The sequence below is a fragment of the Pseudarthrobacter lactosi genome, from assembly GCF_055412785.1.
Genome location: NZ_JBVAYS010000008.1, coordinates 20,008 through 35,664, shown reverse-complemented (window position 1 = coordinate 35,664; position 15,657 = coordinate 20,008). Strand labels below are relative to the sequence as shown.

The 15,657-nt window shown below is 61.3% G+C and carries 9 protein-coding genes; 4 read left to right on the top strand and 5 right to left on the bottom strand.

Annotated features, from left to right (window positions below):
• Window positions 1-12: 12 nt before the first annotated feature.
• A complete protein-coding gene (locus ACZY0Q_RS20365) occupies window positions 13-1,317 on the top strand; it encodes a ParB/RepB/Spo0J family partition protein (protein ID WP_463919653.1) in 1,305 nt (434 codons plus the stop codon).
• Between the two features lie 5,202 nt (window positions 1,318-6,519).
• Here ACZY0Q_RS20365 and trxA read toward each other — a convergent pair.
• From trxA to ACZY0Q_RS20340, 5 genes are all read right to left on the bottom strand, one after another.
• Entirely contained in the window at window positions 6,520-6,846 is a 327-nt protein-coding gene (gene trxA, locus ACZY0Q_RS20360; RefSeq protein WP_111908381.1) for a thioredoxin, read from the bottom strand.
• Window positions 6,847-6,882: 36 nt separating this feature from the next.
• Window positions 6,883-7,839: a thioredoxin-disulfide reductase gene (trxB, locus tag ACZY0Q_RS20355; RefSeq protein WP_463919650.1), complete on the bottom strand. Its 957-nt coding sequence runs from the start codon at window positions 7,837-7,839 to the stop codon at window positions 6,883-6,885.
• Between the two features lie 247 nt (window positions 7,840-8,086).
• Window positions 8,087-9,658 carry an ABC transporter substrate-binding protein gene (locus ACZY0Q_RS20350; RefSeq protein WP_463919648.1) on the bottom strand — a complete coding sequence of 524 codons (1,572 nt, stop codon included), beginning with the start codon at window positions 9,656-9,658 and terminating at the stop codon, window positions 8,087-8,089.
• A gap of 182 nt (window positions 9,659-9,840) precedes the next feature.
• A complete protein-coding gene (gene murJ / locus ACZY0Q_RS20345; protein WP_463919645.1) occupies window positions 9,841-11,997 on the bottom strand; it encodes a murein biosynthesis integral membrane protein MurJ in 2,157 nt (718 codons plus the stop codon).
• Between the two features lie 92 nt (window positions 11,998-12,089).
• A complete protein-coding gene (locus tag ACZY0Q_RS20340) occupies window positions 12,090-12,590 on the bottom strand; it encodes an NUDIX hydrolase (RefSeq protein ID WP_463919755.1) in 501 nt (166 codons plus the stop codon).
• A 207-nt stretch (window positions 12,591-12,797) separates the two neighbouring features.
• Here ACZY0Q_RS20340 and ACZY0Q_RS20335 point away from each other — a divergent pair, with 207 nt between their 5' ends.
• The 3 genes from ACZY0Q_RS20335 to ACZY0Q_RS20325 all read left to right on the top strand — a co-directional run bounded on the left by ACZY0Q_RS20335 (window position 12,798) and on the right by ACZY0Q_RS20325 (window position 15,650).
• Window positions 12,798-14,306 (top strand): CCA tRNA nucleotidyltransferase, encoded by a 1,509-nt coding sequence (locus ACZY0Q_RS20335; protein ID WP_463919642.1) that lies wholly within the window; start codon window positions 12,798-12,800, stop codon window positions 14,304-14,306.
• Complete coding sequence (locus ACZY0Q_RS20330) at window positions 14,303-14,887, top strand: histidine phosphatase family protein (protein WP_185262037.1); 585 nt, start codon at window positions 14,303-14,305, stop codon at window positions 14,885-14,887. The genes ACZY0Q_RS20335 and ACZY0Q_RS20330 overlap by 4 nt, the downstream gene beginning before the upstream one ends.
• Window positions 14,888-15,488: 601 nt before the next feature.
• Entirely contained in the window at window positions 15,489-15,650 is a 162-nt protein-coding gene (locus ACZY0Q_RS20325; RefSeq protein ID WP_463919639.1) for a hypothetical protein, read from the top strand.
• Window positions 15,651-15,657 lie beyond the last annotated feature (7 nt).

Below are 15,657 nucleotides of genomic sequence, written 5' to 3'. Positions count from 1 at the left end.
AGGGATTTATCCATGAGCGAAAAGCGACGTGGCCTAGGCCGCGGTCTTGGCGCACTCATTCCAAGTTCCGCCGGTAGTGCGTCGGGCAATGGCAGCGCAGCGTCGCGGCCCGTGGACCTATTCTTTCCGGAAGGCCGTAAGAAAGTCGTTTCCTCCGACGACACCTCAGGGAATAGTGGGCCGGCTTCGGATGCTTCCACCACGTCCGCATCTTCCGGGTCGGTTGCTTCGGACCCGGCTACGCCGGCTCAGGGCAACGAAGCACCGGTAGCGAAGAGGGCAGCCGCGCCAAGGACGGCCTCCCCCGCCAAGGCCGCAGACAAGCTGGCCGCGAAGGCTCCGGCTGAGGCTCCTGCTAAGGCTCCGGCAAAGAGCCGTGCAGACGCACCGGCTGTGGAGTCTGTGCCCGCGCCGGTTGAAGCCGTGACTGATGTGCCTGTAGCCGAAGCACCCGAAGCCCAGAGCAGTGAGCCGGATAACGGTGTCGATCTTGTAGAAGTCCCCGGCGTACGCTTCGCCGAGATTCCGGTTACCGACATCCATCCGAACCGGAAACAGCCCCGCTCAGTCTTCGATGAAGATGACATGGCGGAGCTTATTCACTCCGTTCGTGAAATTGGCGTCCTCCAGCCAATTGTGGTTCGTACTTCAACCGAAGAGGGTGGAGAACCCTACGAACTGGTGATGGGCGAGCGTCGCTGGAGGGCAGTACAGGCGGCCGGGATGGAAACCATCCCCGCCATCGTCCGGGACACCACTGATGATGACCTCCTCAGGGACGCTCTGCTGGAGAACCTGCACCGCAGCCAGCTGAACCCGCTCGAAGAGGCGGCGGCCTACCAGCAGTTGCTCGAAGACTTCGGAACCACTCACGAGCAGCTTGCGGATCGCATTGGCCGTTCACGTCCCCAGGTTACGAACACGCTGCGACTACTAAAGCTCCCACCACTGGTTCAGCGTCGAGTGGCGGCAAGCGTTCTCTCCGCTGGCCACGCCCGTGCATTGCTGGCCCTGCCGGATGCGGCAGCCATGGAACGACTCGCCCAGAAGATTGTGGCTGAGGGTATGTCTGTCCGGGCAACCGAAGAAGCCGTCACTCTTTACCAGGATCCTGCGAAGCCCGCGAAGAACAACATCCCTCGCCCGGGAGCTCGCCACGAGCGCCTGGACTATCTCGCATCCTCGCTGTCCGACCGCCTGGATACCAACGTCAAAATTTCCCTGGGTGTCCGCAAGGGGCGCGTCAGCATTGAATTCGCCAGTGTTGAAGACCTGAACCGCATCATGGAAGTCCTGGCGCCGGGATCTGAAAACTAACGCTCTCCCTTCAAAGAGGGTCTGTTTCACGTGAAACAGACCCTTCTTTGTGTCTGGATTCATTCCGTTCCTGCATTTCCCTGAGGCGATTTCGCTTGCGAGCATGTCGATAGTTGGATCGCCCCGCTTCCTGCGTCTCCGGTTCGCATGGATATCACCAGGGCATTATGGATCGTAGGCGCTTTGCAGTATTGGTTTTACACTGTCCGCGGATGTGGAATATCCCAACGACTGGTGTCATTGGTGCGATTCCGCGGTAGCGGTGGAGATAGGCGGTGCAAGGATTGCTGAACCACTGGAGGTGCGCGCCAACCGAGATGCAGGTGGTCAGGGCTGCCATCCCACCAGAGACCAGCGGTAGGTGGAGTATGTAGGAACGCTGGACACCCTGAATGGACTCATTCTTCTTTGCGGCCAGACGCCTTGGTACACCGGAGTAGTTGAAGGATGAGTCCCTTCTGCCGGGTATCGTCTCGGCTAGTTCTGGTGCGCAGCGCGTTCAGTGGGGAGAATGCCCTGCTGGTTGCCCCTCACATCCAGTCTGCTCGCACGTCACAGGCGGTTTCAGCGCCGGTCTGCGGGGCTAAGTGCTCTCAGCCTCCACCCGTACAGCTGCCTGGCACGTCGGCTAAGCTAGCGAGCCGTGTGTATGGGGATACCCCAGAACGGACGTCTCCCCCGGCCCTATGGCTTGGTTGGATCGCCTCGTCTAAGGATCCCGGCAGATTCAGATTCGACTGGAGAATGCGACGCCCACCTCCGTTTCACGTGAAACATCGGTAGACCACGCGCGAGACTATTGGCGGCGGCTCTGGATATGGCAATCGCAGATTGTTGTAGTCTGGGCCGCTAACAATCGATAGTGCCACCCACCGATTCATCTTGCCCCGTCATTTGATCTCTACCGGTGGATACGCTGGCAGGGACTACCGCCTGTCAGCGCCCGGGAAGGTGAGGCTTCAGTCAGCGCTGAGCGGAGATACTCTTACCTCTTGTCTGCGGCCACTGCCAGGTACGGCTACTCCCACATTCAAGGCTGAGCGGGGCCGGTCAGCGCCAATATCGCTTCAAATGGTTTCACGTGAAACATCATGGCGATCCGACTCTGCCGTGGCCGGACTATCCACCTCTACTGGCACCCTCATGCCCGACCAGCATTAGGGTGCCAGCGGACGGATAGACTCGGACGCTTTGCCGCTTCATCGCCAATGCAGTCCCATGGCCAGCCCAGGGACAACTAGCGGGCGGACTGCTTGGGTTCCATGGCATATTGCCGACGAATTCTTACACTCCGCCTCCGGGAGCCTGTCCCCCAGTCCCGTAGGCGGTAGCTGGCGCCCGCGGTCCCCTGGGGGTGACGGGTGACCACGGCAAACTACACACGCTGTGGCGTAGCTGGACGTCCTCCACGACGCTGGGGTCCCATTGCTGGGCGCAGGAAGGGCCAGTGCCCAGTGGAGGGAGATTGCCGGAGGGAGGCGTGCTCAGGGCCGCCTGGGTCCTCCTCTGGTGCTCGTGCTCCATCGGTGGGCCCAGGGGTTCACCAGAACACACCGGAGTGCAGCCCATGTCCCCTGCGAAAACAGCGCGCAGCGTCGCGCCCTGGTTCTGGATAGCACAAAGGTGATGGGCTGCGTAGTTTTTCGATCTGCGCATGTGTATCCGGACGATCTGCCAGCCAACCCAGCAGCACGGAAGCAATCAAGCAAGGGGCGACTCACCCTTTGGCCCGCCGGCGAATCTTGGTGCGGCGTACGGATTCATCGGGAGAATCAAATTTCAAATGCGGCTCTGCACGCACCAATCTCTCTGGAAATGCATGTCGATGGCAGACGGTGCCCAATGAGGTGGCCGGCCTCCGCTTTCGACAGGATCGACGACCAGTCATGGAACACTGCGACCGTCAGCCCGTCGTCGAAGTAGCGCGCCGCATCGGTTCTCCTGGACATCCCTCAACTTTGCCTCCCAGCACTGTGCATTCCTGTACTGGACGGAATTGGTCCAGATTCAGGGTGACTGGGAATGGAGCGAAATTGGTGGGAGCCATTCGTCTGGAGCTGCGGCAGCATGTGGCAGGTGGACTGCAGGAGAGGTGGGTCCCGGGGCGTGCTTACTCCCAGTGCGCGTACTTCAGTAAGTTAGCTAGATGGACGGTGTCTAGGATATGGACATCCACTGTTCTGGCGAAAGGGGCACGCCCTCGCCAGATTGATTGAGATTCCCGAGATACTCAGTGATCATGGGACGAGAAATTCACCACCACAACACTTGAAGCAAACGCGTCTCCGGGTCCGCTGGGTGTGGATCCAACGGTGGATATTGCTGTGGATAACTTTGTGGATAGATGGTTTGGTGTTGAGCATCACGGAAGAGATTCGTGGCACGTTAGCGCACCCCAATAACCACCAGCTTGCCTCCGCATCAGAGAGCGTCTATGAGCACGTTTCACGTGAAACATTGCTGAGCCTCTGCACAGCGCTACTTTTACTCGGAAAGAGTCGCGATTTGTTGGATTTTGGGCCATATCACGAGTTCAATATGGGCGTCCCCCTCCTCCGCGTTGTAGGTGGCGGGATAGCTGCCGAATTGCCGGCCACCGCTCAACGGAATGACTACTCAGCGACGCCGCATTCATCAATTTTCAGACTGGGGATATGCCTGTGGATATCGATGTGGATAACGTTTGGGGATAACTTCGAAGTCGGCGGATTACCCACAGCGGGGAACCGTCGAGGTGAAGCCGCGAGCCCCTTTCTGATCAGTAGGATTCGATCAGCTGATGACGTTCGCAGCTTATCGAAGTCCACGCAGGTGGAGACGGATGGGCTCGTATATTCCGCCATACGTCCGATTGGATGGGCCTAGTGTGTTGGGTTCGTGGCTCGCGACAGTGATCCTCCGCGGCTAGCCTCAGGCGCCTTGGACCGATCGGTGCCATGCAGGACGCCTACCTTGCGGGGCGTCGACAGTAGATGGCCCCCCGACCGTGAGCCGCAGCGCAGGAAGACTCGTTGATGCTGGCGGTGGTCGCTGCCAAGACTGTCATGCGTTGATCAGAAGGCGGCCGTCGGCAGCTGCGAATCGAGGTGTGAAGTTGGGTTCCAGGCGCATGCGCCAGGAAGCGATCGACCGTGCCCGTGTCGGTCTAGTTGGCGTTCGTGCAGACGGTCCCCCAGCTGCGTATCAAACTGCTTCGCTTGGGCGGTGGCAGAGCCAATGAGGAGGCCTGCATACGGCAACTGGGAACTGCGGAGGTTATCTGGGATGTACGAGCATGCCTGCGAACTATGAAGCGTGCAATGGGTGCGGTACGTTCCTGTGCTGGAAGAAGGGCCGTCGTGCGTTGAGTGTGTCATCCGTTCACGGCGTGCTCATTGGTCCGGCGACCAGGACATACGGACCTTGGTCGTGTTGCTAGGGTCTTCACGTCGTGTCTCAGGCTGGCGTTCAGTTCCCTGCCCTTGGCCAGCTGCCAGCTGAAGTGATGCCAGAATCCTTGACGACCTGTCTATTGGGGGGCATGCTGTCCCTGTTTCGTTTCACGTGAAACATTCCGCACGTGCCATCCAATTGTGAAGCCCGAATCGGCATTGAGGTGTTTCACGTGAAACAGTACGCCGCTGAGGGCGGCCTGTCGTCCAGGCCTTCTCCTTGCACCGTCCCCACAAGACGCACTGGATCGCTAGTTTCGGTGTCATTGCTGCATTCACGGCCTCCTGCAGATGACGAGGCACAACAGGTGCGTGTCGGGACGGCGGTGGCCAGTCCTGCGGCGATGTCAGCCGGGGAAGGTCTACGGCTGGAGCCTCCCCTTGGAGCCAACAATATCCACGGAAGCCGGCAGGAGAAGGTGATGCGAAGGAGCGGGACTTGTCCACCAGTGCGGAGGAATGAGGGCAGACCCTGTGGGTGGCTGCCTCCCCCGCGTGACTTTTGGTCGTTGTTGGAGACTGGAGGCACCTCGTCTAAGCATGTGAGGACACCGGCCGGCGGCAGCAAATCTATCTCGACGCCTTTTTTTGAGGTCTGCAGCCCGCGCCTGCAGCCTGAGTGTCTTCATGGTGTCCGCGGACCACACGTACAGCGTGAGTTCGCCGCGTTTCCACGGTTTGGCAATCCACGAGGGAGACGTTCAACGTGGGCGACAATGTCTTTTCAAGCCACTGATATGGCCGCAATTGAGCGGAAGTAGAGGCGGCAGGCGCAATTTCCGTCACCAAATCATTGGAAGGGCAGTTTCTCGATGCAGCAGCTGCACGTATCGACAATTGGATTCAGTCCGGTCGACCGTGGTAATTGGAACGCCATGAATCCAGCCAGGGTGTTTCGGCTGATCCTCTCTGGCGGTCTCCCTGCGCCGTCTGGGCGAACTGCAAATTGGTCGGTGACTTCGGCAAAGTGGTAATTCAACTGTATTAATTTGCTCTGTTAATCACGGATTGCGGGTTTAGGCAACATACCGTCCAGATCGTGAAGACCGTGGCAGACGGGCGTCCCCGGCGCTTGAGTTGTGGACAGCCGTGGAGAGCGGCAACACGGCCATTTGTCGGCAGGATGGAGTCCTATGCTGCAGGCTCGGAGTGTTTCACGTGAAACATGTGCCTCGTTTCGGATCTGTCCGCGGATCATGATTCTTCTTGTCAGTGGACGCTGGGATGGATTGCACTGCCGTCGGGGGGCTGAGAACATTGTCGTTGTTCCTGCACTGAGGGCCATGCTAGCGACTGCAATTGCTGTCTACTCGGGGACGAAGAGAATGGGCGTGTACTAGTCCCTCCAGCAGGAATCAATGTTTCACGTGAAACACGGCGCGGATTGAATCCTTTCGGAGAACGAGAGGCAACGATCGGGACGGGCCGGATTATTACATTTTCACCGACCAAGAAGCTGACGTTGCTCCGTGCCCTGGTGTGTGAATGTTTCACGTGAAACACGACCTTCGAACGTGAAGGGCCGGGCGGTGGATCAGTAGAAGTTCCACTGATCGTAACCCTGTAGCCGCCGGTTGTCAGGCCAATGCATCCGGGACTTGGCGCTCCGGGGTCGCTGATCAACGCGTCATGTCTGGGAAAGAATCATGGTCGAATGAAACCACACTAAGTATCGAACAATCATTCACTTAAATGTCTGTGGCCACCGCTTCGGGGAAGCAATGGCCACAGACCGGTGTCTCCGGTCACGAGGGACCGGAGGCCTTAATTACTAGGACAGGACGTCCGCAAATTCCTTTTCGAAGAACTGCTTCGGCCTCGCGCCGATTACAGTGCTCTTCACTTGGCCGTCCTGGAAGAGGTACACGGCGGGGATGGACGTGATGCCGTACTCTGCAGCGATGGCCGGGTTGTCATCGACGTTGACCTTGACGACGTTAACCTTCTCGCTGTATTCGACAGATATCTCGTCGAGGATCGGTCCCAGCTTGCGGCAGGGTCCGCACCATTCAGCCCAGAAGTCCACAATCACTGGCTTATCGGCCGACAGTACGTCCGCACCAAAACTTGCATCTGTTACGTCTTTAGCATTGCTCATAATCTTGTCTCTCTCTTCGAATGGCGGTTACGCGGATTACGCGTGGAGGTCTGCGAGGTAGTGTTCCACATCGATAGCAGCAACACAGCCAGAACCGGAGGCCGTGATGGCCTGACGGTACGTGGGATCAACAACGTCGCCGGCGGCGAAGACGCCCGGGATGCTGGTCTTGGAACTCCGGCCCTCGACCGCGATGGTGCCGGCCGCCGTGATCTCCAAAGAGTCCTTGACCAGGTCGGTGCGGGGATCGTTTCCGATGGCCACGAAGACGCCGGTGACGGCGAGGTCGGACACTGTCCCGTCCTGGAGGTTCTTGATCTTGAGCCCGGTGACTTTGTCCGTTCCGATGACGTCGTCAACGGAGCTGTTCCAGATGAACGAAATCTTCTCGTGGGCCAGGGCTCGGTCTGCCATGATCTTGGAAGCCTTGAGTGTGTCACGGCGGTGCACAACCGTGACAGACTTGGCGAACTTGGTCAGGAAGAGGGCTTCCTCCATGGCCGAGTCTCCCCCGCCGATGACTGCAATGTCCTGGTCCTTGAAAAAGAAACCGTCACAGGTTGCACACCAGCTGACACCGTGGCCGGAGAGTCGCTTTTCGTTCGGAAGGCCGAGTTCACGGTATGCGGATCCGGTGGAGAGGATGATGGCACGCGCACGGAAGGTCTCCCCGGTGCCGATCGTGACAGTCTTGATTTCGCCGTCGAGGTCCAGCGCCGTGACATCCTCGAACTGGATCTCGGTTCCGAACCGGGCTGCCTGCTTCTCGAAGTTCTCCATCAGGTCCGGCCCCATGATCCCCTCGGGGAAGCCCGGGTAATTTTCGACGTCGGTGGTGTTCATCAGTTCGCCGCCGGCGGTGACGGATCCTGCCAGAAGCAAAGGCTTCAGGTTGGCACGCGCCGTGTAGACAGCGGCCGTGTACCCGGCCGGGCCCGAGCCGACGATGATGACATCACGAACTTCGGACGCGGTGTTTTCTGCGTTGCTCACTGAACGGTGAACCTCTTCCTTAGTCGATGCGCCGGCTTTTACGGCCGGCCACATGGCACAACTGAATCCTGGTGGTGAATATTCCGGGCGCCGCGCGAACGGAGGAACCATCAGCGGTCATGACCCCGTCACTTGGACGGGACGCCCTACCAGATTACCGTCTGCAGACAGCTGAGCCGCGTCTGTTACTGCGGAGCAACGCTCCGGGCAGAACAGCCGCGGCTCAACATGAACGACGCTAGTGGTCCTACTGGATCTTGATCTCCGCAAGACGGATGCCAAAGCCGTAGCGGGTCTTCGGGGCAGCCAACTTCGGAAGCGACTTGATGGACACGATCACATACTGTGCTGTCACCGGCTCGGCCAGCGGCATGGTCAGATCTGTTGAAGTGAAGCTGTTGGTCCCCACCAGCTTGGCGCCGTCCAGTGACGGCCGGTCATTGGTGAAGACACTGAGGTTGCCGCCCGAGGCCCCGAGCTGAGTCAGGGTGATGGACGAAACTGTCGCCGGATTCTTCAGTTTGACGAACAACGGCACACCATCGTTTGCGAGACCGCCCCAGCCTTCGGTGGCGAATTCCATGTCCGACCAGTAGCTGGCCGCGTTGCCATCAAACGCCTTGACAAGGTCCACGTCGTAGGTGGCTGCGAAGTCAAAATTGCCCTGGCGGGTGATGCTGTCGATGGCCGGCGGTGCTGCTGGCGGTGCGGAGCTGGGGTTTGCGGACGCCGACCCCGTGTTTGGCTGCGTGGCGCCCGTCGAGTTAGAGGAGGGGGCGGCTTGGGGACCAGCTTTGAAGAGACTGCCCAGGTTGGTGACTGCGAAGACGAGCCCTGCAATCAGCACGACGGCAAGCAGGCCGCCCACCAGCCAACGCATTGACCGGGGCTCGCGCTCGGGCTCATCGTCGTCGTAATAGTCATCCGCTCCGCCGGAAGGCGGTACTGCGGCAGCGGGAGACACTTTTCGGGCAAGCAACGGAAAGGCGCCCGCCGCACGATCGGAGCGCTCGGGCGTTCCGGATCCCACAGCTTCGTCGTAACCTGCGTCCTGGGAGTCGTTGGAGTAGTCGTCTTCGGACCACAAAGAAACCTTGGGTGAATCGGAACCCGCACCGGTCCTTGGCTCAGCGGCTCCGGAAACCGACCGGTTTTCTGCAGGCTGCACTTGCTGCGGCGCAGTGACGTGCTGATGCGCGGAAGTGGCGCCAGCAGCAGCGGCGCCCGCGACGACCCCTGCTCCGGCGGCCCCTGTCCTGGCAGACCCCGACGCCGGACGGACAGCCGGGCGCAACGGTGGACGGGCAGGAAGAACCGGGGGTACAACCGGCGGAACCACCGGTGCGGCCGACCGGTGTGGGTCTGCCTGGCCTGGGTGACTATCCGCGTAGCTGATGTAGCCGGCGTCGACGTTCTCTTCGTCGTCGTACGGTTCCGGCTCGTGGGAACGCGCCTGGCCGAAGATCTCGCTGCCAAGGGTATCCGTGAAGAAGGGCTCGACATAAGGTGCATCGGAAGCAACCACGAGGTCCAGCAGGTCTGCCGCGGACGTGTGGTTGGTGATGAGGTAGGTGGCGGCCTCGGTGACTCCGAGGTCCAGGACCTGGACGTTGCCCGGGCGCTCACCGGTGGCCACCTCGCGGGCGCTCTGGGCCACCTGTTCGGTGTTGTCCGGGCCAGCGACCAGAATGCTCACAGGTCGGTTGAGAACCTGGTCCACCCCGTCCAGCACCAGATCCTGGTCGTGTGAGGTCAATACCGTGGCTGTGACCTTGTAGCGGCCGCCGAGTACTGATCCAACGTCGATCGGGTGGGACACGTGTTCCTCCTAGACTGTCCGGGAAATGCCGGCGTAGATGATGCCACCGCCGGTCAGAAACCGGTCAAAAGCCGGCCGGCGAGCCGGTCTGCGCTTGCCTGCAACTACCCCTGTTCACTGTCGATCCTAGCCGATCGGCCATGGCCACCGTGGTCGACAGGCAACCAAAAACCGCGGGAAGATCACTTCTTCCGAGGCCGGCGTGGCTTGAAATGGGGGTTCTGTCCGGCTTGGCCCTGGAACGTGCGCCGGCCTGGAAGGGGAATCTCGTCGCGCAGCAGCCCGCCCCGCGCCGTGGCGGGCTGGTCCTCGCCGGGAAGGTATTCCGTGGCGGGTTCAATGCTTCCGTTGCCAACTCCGGCAGTTTCCCCGTCCGCGCCCTCACTGCCTGGACCCGAAGCGCCACGCACTCCGGGCTCCCCGCGAAAAGGTTCCGGCGCCAAAGGCGCCGCCTGGCGTTCCGGTTCGGGACCTGCGCGGAACGACACGGCATCGAATTCGCCGGAGATCCGGGGAATCAGGCCGGTATCCACCGAGACTGTGGCGCGTTCCGGCGTCGGACGTTCCGTGCCGGAAACGTCGGCATCCGCAGCCGACGACGGCGTTCCCCCGGTACCACCGGAGGGTCCCGCACCGCGCCCCAGCCGTCCCAACAGGGGACGCACGAGGTCACGGAGTTCGGCGACGTGGAAGATCTTCAGCAGGAAGACATAGGCAACCAACATGATGGGTCCGACCACAACGACTGTCACCAGGGCGGCGAGCCGGTCCTTCCAAGCGAAGCCGTCAGCGCTATAGCTGCCCATCAGCCACAATGCCCCTGCGCCCGCGATCGCGGAACCCAGCGCCGCATAGCCCATCCGGATATACGAGTTGGCGATCCGCGGCCCGTCGAGGTGGCCCAGGAGCCGGCGCAGGAAAAAGGCGCTGATGACCACCGAGAGGATGTTGCCCACCATGTACAGCAGGGCAATTGCGTAAATGATCTGGCCCACCGGCAGGAACTGGATCCCAAAGGCACCGGCCACGTAGACCACTGCAAGAAGCAGCTGGATATTGAAGGGCGTGCGAGCATCTTCGTTGGCGTAGAAAACCCGCGACATCATGAAGTTGGCGCTCATAAACGGGGTACTCAGCGCCAGTATGGTCAGCGTCTGGGCCAGCATTACGCCGTCCTGCTTCTCCCCGCCTGAGAAGAACATACCCAGCGGCCCGGCCAGCGCAAACAGGGCAAGGGCACCAAAGACTGTGGCCACCGCCATGGTGCGGAGGCCATGCGAGAGGGCGTCGCGGAGTTCTGCGCGGTTGCCATCCTGCGAAGCACGGGTCATCCGGTTAAAGAGGACAGTGGCGAGGGAGAGCGCGATGATCGAGTGCGGCAGCAGGTACAGCTGGCTGGCCACCTCCAGGACGGCGTTACCGGGCAGCATGTCTGCCGCCGGATCCCCCGTTTCCTTGAGCCGGAGGCGCTCGGCGCCCGGAATGGTGGCGATCCTCATGACATACAGGAAGGCAAGCTGCCCGACGGCGGCAGTCAGCAGGGTCCAGATGCTCAGCTTCGCTGCCTGGCCGAGTCCCACCCCGCGCCACCCGAACCGGGGGCGGAGGCCGAGTTTGAGCCGGAACACCGGAATGAGCAGGATGGCCGTCTGGGCCACCACGCCGATGGTGGAGAAACCGGCAACGAACAGCGTCTGCGAGGGCCCCCAGTTGTCCAGGGTGTGCGCATTGATTTCGTTGGCGCCGTAGATCCAGATGAACATCCCCAGGCCACCGATGGCCACGAGGTTGTTCAGGATGGGCGCCCACATGGCCGGGCCGAACGCGCCGTTGGCATTGAGGACCTGTGTCAGCAGGGCATAGAGACCGTAAAAGAAGATCTGGGGCAGACACCAGAAGGCGAACGCGACTGCCAGCGCCTTCTGCTGCGGCGAATAACCCTGCGTGGTCAATTCGATGACCCACGGAGCCGCGAGCGTGACCAGGGCTGTGAGGCCCAGCAGCAGGAGTACAGCCAGCGTCAGTAGCCGGCTGATGTAGTCCGCTCCCCTGTCCGGAGCCTTGCTCGCCTTGATGATCTGCGGGACCAGTACGGCGTTGAACACACCACCGGCCACCAGCAGGAAGATCAGGTTGGGCAGGTTGTTGGCGTTGATGAACGTGTCGTTGACCGTGGAGCTCAACCCTAGTGCGGCACCCAGCATCCAGGTCTTGCCGAAGCCCAGGAACCGGGACACCAGGGTGCCTGCAGCCATTATGGCGCTGGAACGGGTTTCGCTCGCGGTTCCGCTCGCGGCGGCGCGGCCTGCTCTGTCGGAGGGGGGATTGGTAGCTGACATCGAGTTCATCGTCTCACCCGGACGCTGTTTGTACCGCAACGCAACGGCTATATGCCCGCAGAGGCATGCACGCAGCGACGGCGGAGAAGGCCTTAGAGGTGTTCTGGCAGGACGTCCCGGGCCAGATCCGCGATGCGCCGCTCGTTGGGGAACGAGAGCTTCCGTGCGAGTTCCTTGATGGGGATCCATGCGACGTCCACGGCTTCGTGGTCCGGATCGTTCTCGATGGTGAGTTCGCCGCCCGTGGCGCGCAGCAGGTAGTGGTGGACGGTTTTGTGGACGCGGTGCCCGCTGACAGTGAACCAGTAGTCGATGCTGCCGAGCGGGGCCAGGATGCAGCCCTCGATGCCGGTTTCCTCGGCAATCTCGCGGACTGCCGCCTGCTCGTTGTCTTCTTTGCCTTCCGGATGGCCCTTGGGAAGGCACCACTCCAGCCGTCCGCCCCTGTTAAGGCGGGCAATAATCGCAACCCTTAGTTCGCCGTCGGACGTGTCCACCACAACGCCGCCGGCGGAAATTTCCTCCACGGTGGGGAGCGAGGCCGGGGCCGAGTGCAAGGCAGGCGCGACGTGGGCACCAATTGCCGATGGCAACGGTGCGTTTGTCCTCCTGCCGGGAGCGCTCGGTACGGGATGGGCCATGGAGTCCACTCTAACGACTCTTGTCCGATCATGATGACCGGAACATGACATCAAAGTGGACTGCGTATGACGTACTTTGAGGGGCTGCAGGCGAATAGGTGTGATCTTGAGGAGATTTTGGCCTGCCAAGCCGCTGGTTTCTGACAAGCTTAAGTAACTATGGCGCACGCACATCACAAGATTGATTCCAACACCGTCGATTTCCAGGTGGACCCGGTGGTCCTGGAGCTCGGGCAGCGCTTTGTTGACGCCGGCCACGAGCTGTCCCTGGTGGGCGGTCCGGTACGGGATCTCTTCCTGGGACGCACCTCGCCGGACCTGGACTTCACCACGGACGCCACGCCGGACCAGACCGTTGCCCTGATTAGGAAGTGGGCGGACAACTTCTGGGAAATCGGCCGGGCTTTCGGGACAATCGGGATGCGGAAGGCCGGCTTCCAGATCGAGATCACCACGTACCGGGCCGAGGCTTACGACCCGGAGTCGCGCAAGCCCGTGGTGGCCTTCGGTACTTCACTTAATGATGATCTGCTTCGCCGCGATTTCACCATCAACGCCATGGCCCTGCGGCTCCCGTCGCTTGAACTCATTGATCCGTTCGGCGGCGTCCGCGATCTCAACGCCGCCGTCCTGGCGACGCCCGCTTCACCCGAGGCCTCCTTCTCCGATGATCCCCTCCGTATGATGCGCGCCGCCCGGTTCGCCTCGCAGCTGGGCATTTCCGTGCACGACGACGTGCGGCTGGCCATGAGCCAGATGGCCGAGCGGATCAAGATCATCTCGTCCGAACGAGTCCGCGACGAGTTGGTCAAACTCATCTGCGGGGCCCACCCCCGGGTCGGTGTGGACCTGCTCGTGGAAACCGGCCTCGCCGAGTTCGTGCTGCCTGAGGTGTCAGCCCTGCGGCTGGAATCTGACGAGCACCACCGCCACAAGGACGTCTACCAGCACTCCCTCCAGGTCCTGGAACAGGCCGCTGCCCTGGAAACGGATGCGGGCGGCGCCGTGCCGGCCCCCGACTTTGTGCTGCGGTTCGCAGCGCTGATGCACGACGTCGGCAAGCCGGCTACGCGACGATTCGAACCGGGCGGCGCGGTCAGCTTCCGCCACCACGACATGGTGGGATCCAAGCTCACTGCAAAGCGGATGAAGACACTCCGCTTCGACAACGACACCATCAAGGCGGTGGCCCGGCTCGTAGAGCTGCACATGCGTTTCTACGGCTACGGTGATGCCGGTTGGAGTGACTCGGCCGTCCGCCGCTACGTCACGGACGCCGGCCCGCTGCTGGACCGTCTGCACCGGCTGACCCGCTCCGACGTCACCACGCGCAACCAGCGGAAGGCCGAACGGCTCGCCTTCGCCTACGACGACCTGGAAGACCGGATCGCCGTTTTGCGCGAGCAGGAGTCACTGGACGCGGTCCGGCCCGATCTGGACGGTGCCAGAATCATGGCCATCCTGAACCTCAAGCCTGGCCCCGTGGTGGGCCGGGCCTACAAGTTCCTGCTGGAGGAACGGATGGAACACGGACCGCTGCAACAGGACGACGCCGAAGCGAGGCTGCGCGCCTGGTGGGCGGAGCAGCCCGAGGCAGCACCCCCGGTTCCGGAAGCAGCAGAGCCTCCCGCCGCCGTCGAACTTTTCCCGAACGAGGAGTCCAAATGATTAACCCGATGACCGCGCCCCGCCCCCAGCTCTGGATCCTGCGCCACGGCGAGACCGAGTGGTCCAAGAGCGGGCAATACACCGGGCTCACGGACCTGCCCCTGACCGTGGAAGGCGAGCAGCAGGCCGTGGAGGCCCGGAAAGTGCTGGACCAGGTGGATTTCGACCTGGTCCTGACGTCCCCACTCCGCCGTGCCCGGCGGACCGCGGAACTGGCTGGTTACCCCGACGCGCAGCATGAGCCGCTGGCGGTGGAATGGAACTACGGCGACTATGAGGGCATCAGTTCGGACCTGATCCGCAAGGACAACCCGGATTACCTGATCTGGACCCACGGCGTGCCCAACGGCGAGACCCTGGACGAAGTGGCAGCCCGCGCGGACAAGATTGTGGCCAGCGTGCTGGAATCCGGGTTGGACAACGTGCTGATTGTGGCGCACGGGCATTTCTCCCGGATCCTCACCGCGCGCTGGTTGGAACTCGCGCCCGCCGAGGGCCGCCATTTCATCCTGGGAACCGCGAAGGTCTGCACGCTCGGCTGGGATAAGCGGACCCCGGCCATTGTCCGCTGGGGGCTCTAAAAGAGCATTTCTAAACTTTCTTGAAAAACTTTGCTAATTAAGTGGCGCATTGCCGCATTCATAAGGTAATTTTATTCCTGACCCCAGAGCGTCTTTGCCGGGGTCGCGGCGCGCGTTGCCAGGCCAGTCAGCCGAGGCAGCGGCATAACAGAAAAGGAGGTTGGGACAATGATTACTTTGACTAGCGGATGGAAGATGACCATCACCGCGAACCCGGCCTCTGATGCTTTTGCGCGCCGTCTTAACGGAGTGTCTGCCGCCTAACCTTCCTGCATATGATCCCGCCCTGCGGCGGTGTCACCTGCATTGCGGTAAATATAGGCCGCTCCTCCTCGTATGGCTCGCCTTAGGCGACACCCGTTGGAATTCTCCTGTCGGCACCCCTTCAGGGCTGGTCCGCGCGGCGCAGCAGCATCCCCATAGTTCGGAACTCAAGCTTCTTTGTTGGGGTCTGCGCTGCCGCTGCACCAGGGTCCGTCTTCGCATTTGCGAACAATTCATAAACGCCGGGCATTTCTGTGCCTAATTATGCCGCTATTGCTCTGGCATTAAAGGGCCTTATTTGTTATGCCCAATTTCACGCCGAAAGGAGGTGACCACCATGATAAAGAGAATCAAAAAGGCATTGTTCTCCTTGCGGCGGCCTATCCGGAATGATCGTCCTGTCCGGGATGACCGCCGGGAATTCAACGAGCAGCTCCTGGAGCAGCGACGCGAAGACGTTTTCGTCCTGTTGCACCAGCAGATGGGCGGCATGAACTGACGCCAGG

Coding starts and splice junctions, on each gene's coding strand:
- ACZY0Q_RS20365 (WP_463919653.1), top strand. CDS start 13: ATGAGCGAAAAGCGACGTGGCCTAGGCCGCGGTCTTGGCGCACTCATT.
- trxA (WP_111908381.1), bottom strand. CDS start 6,846: ATGAGCAATGCTAAAGACGTAACAGATGCAAGTTTTGGTGCGGACGTA.
- murJ (WP_463919645.1), bottom strand. CDS start 11,997: ATGTCAGCTACCAATCCCCCCTCCGACAGAGCAGGCCGCGCCGCCGCG.
- ACZY0Q_RS20335 (WP_463919642.1), top strand. CDS start 12,798: ATGGCGCACGCACATCACAAGATTGATTCCAACACCGTCGATTTCCAG.
- ACZY0Q_RS20330 (WP_185262037.1), top strand. CDS start 14,303: ATGATTAACCCGATGACCGCGCCCCGCCCCCAGCTCTGGATCCTGCGC.
- ACZY0Q_RS20325 (WP_463919639.1), top strand. CDS start 15,489: ATGATAAAGAGAATCAAAAAGGCATTGTTCTCCTTGCGGCGGCCTATC.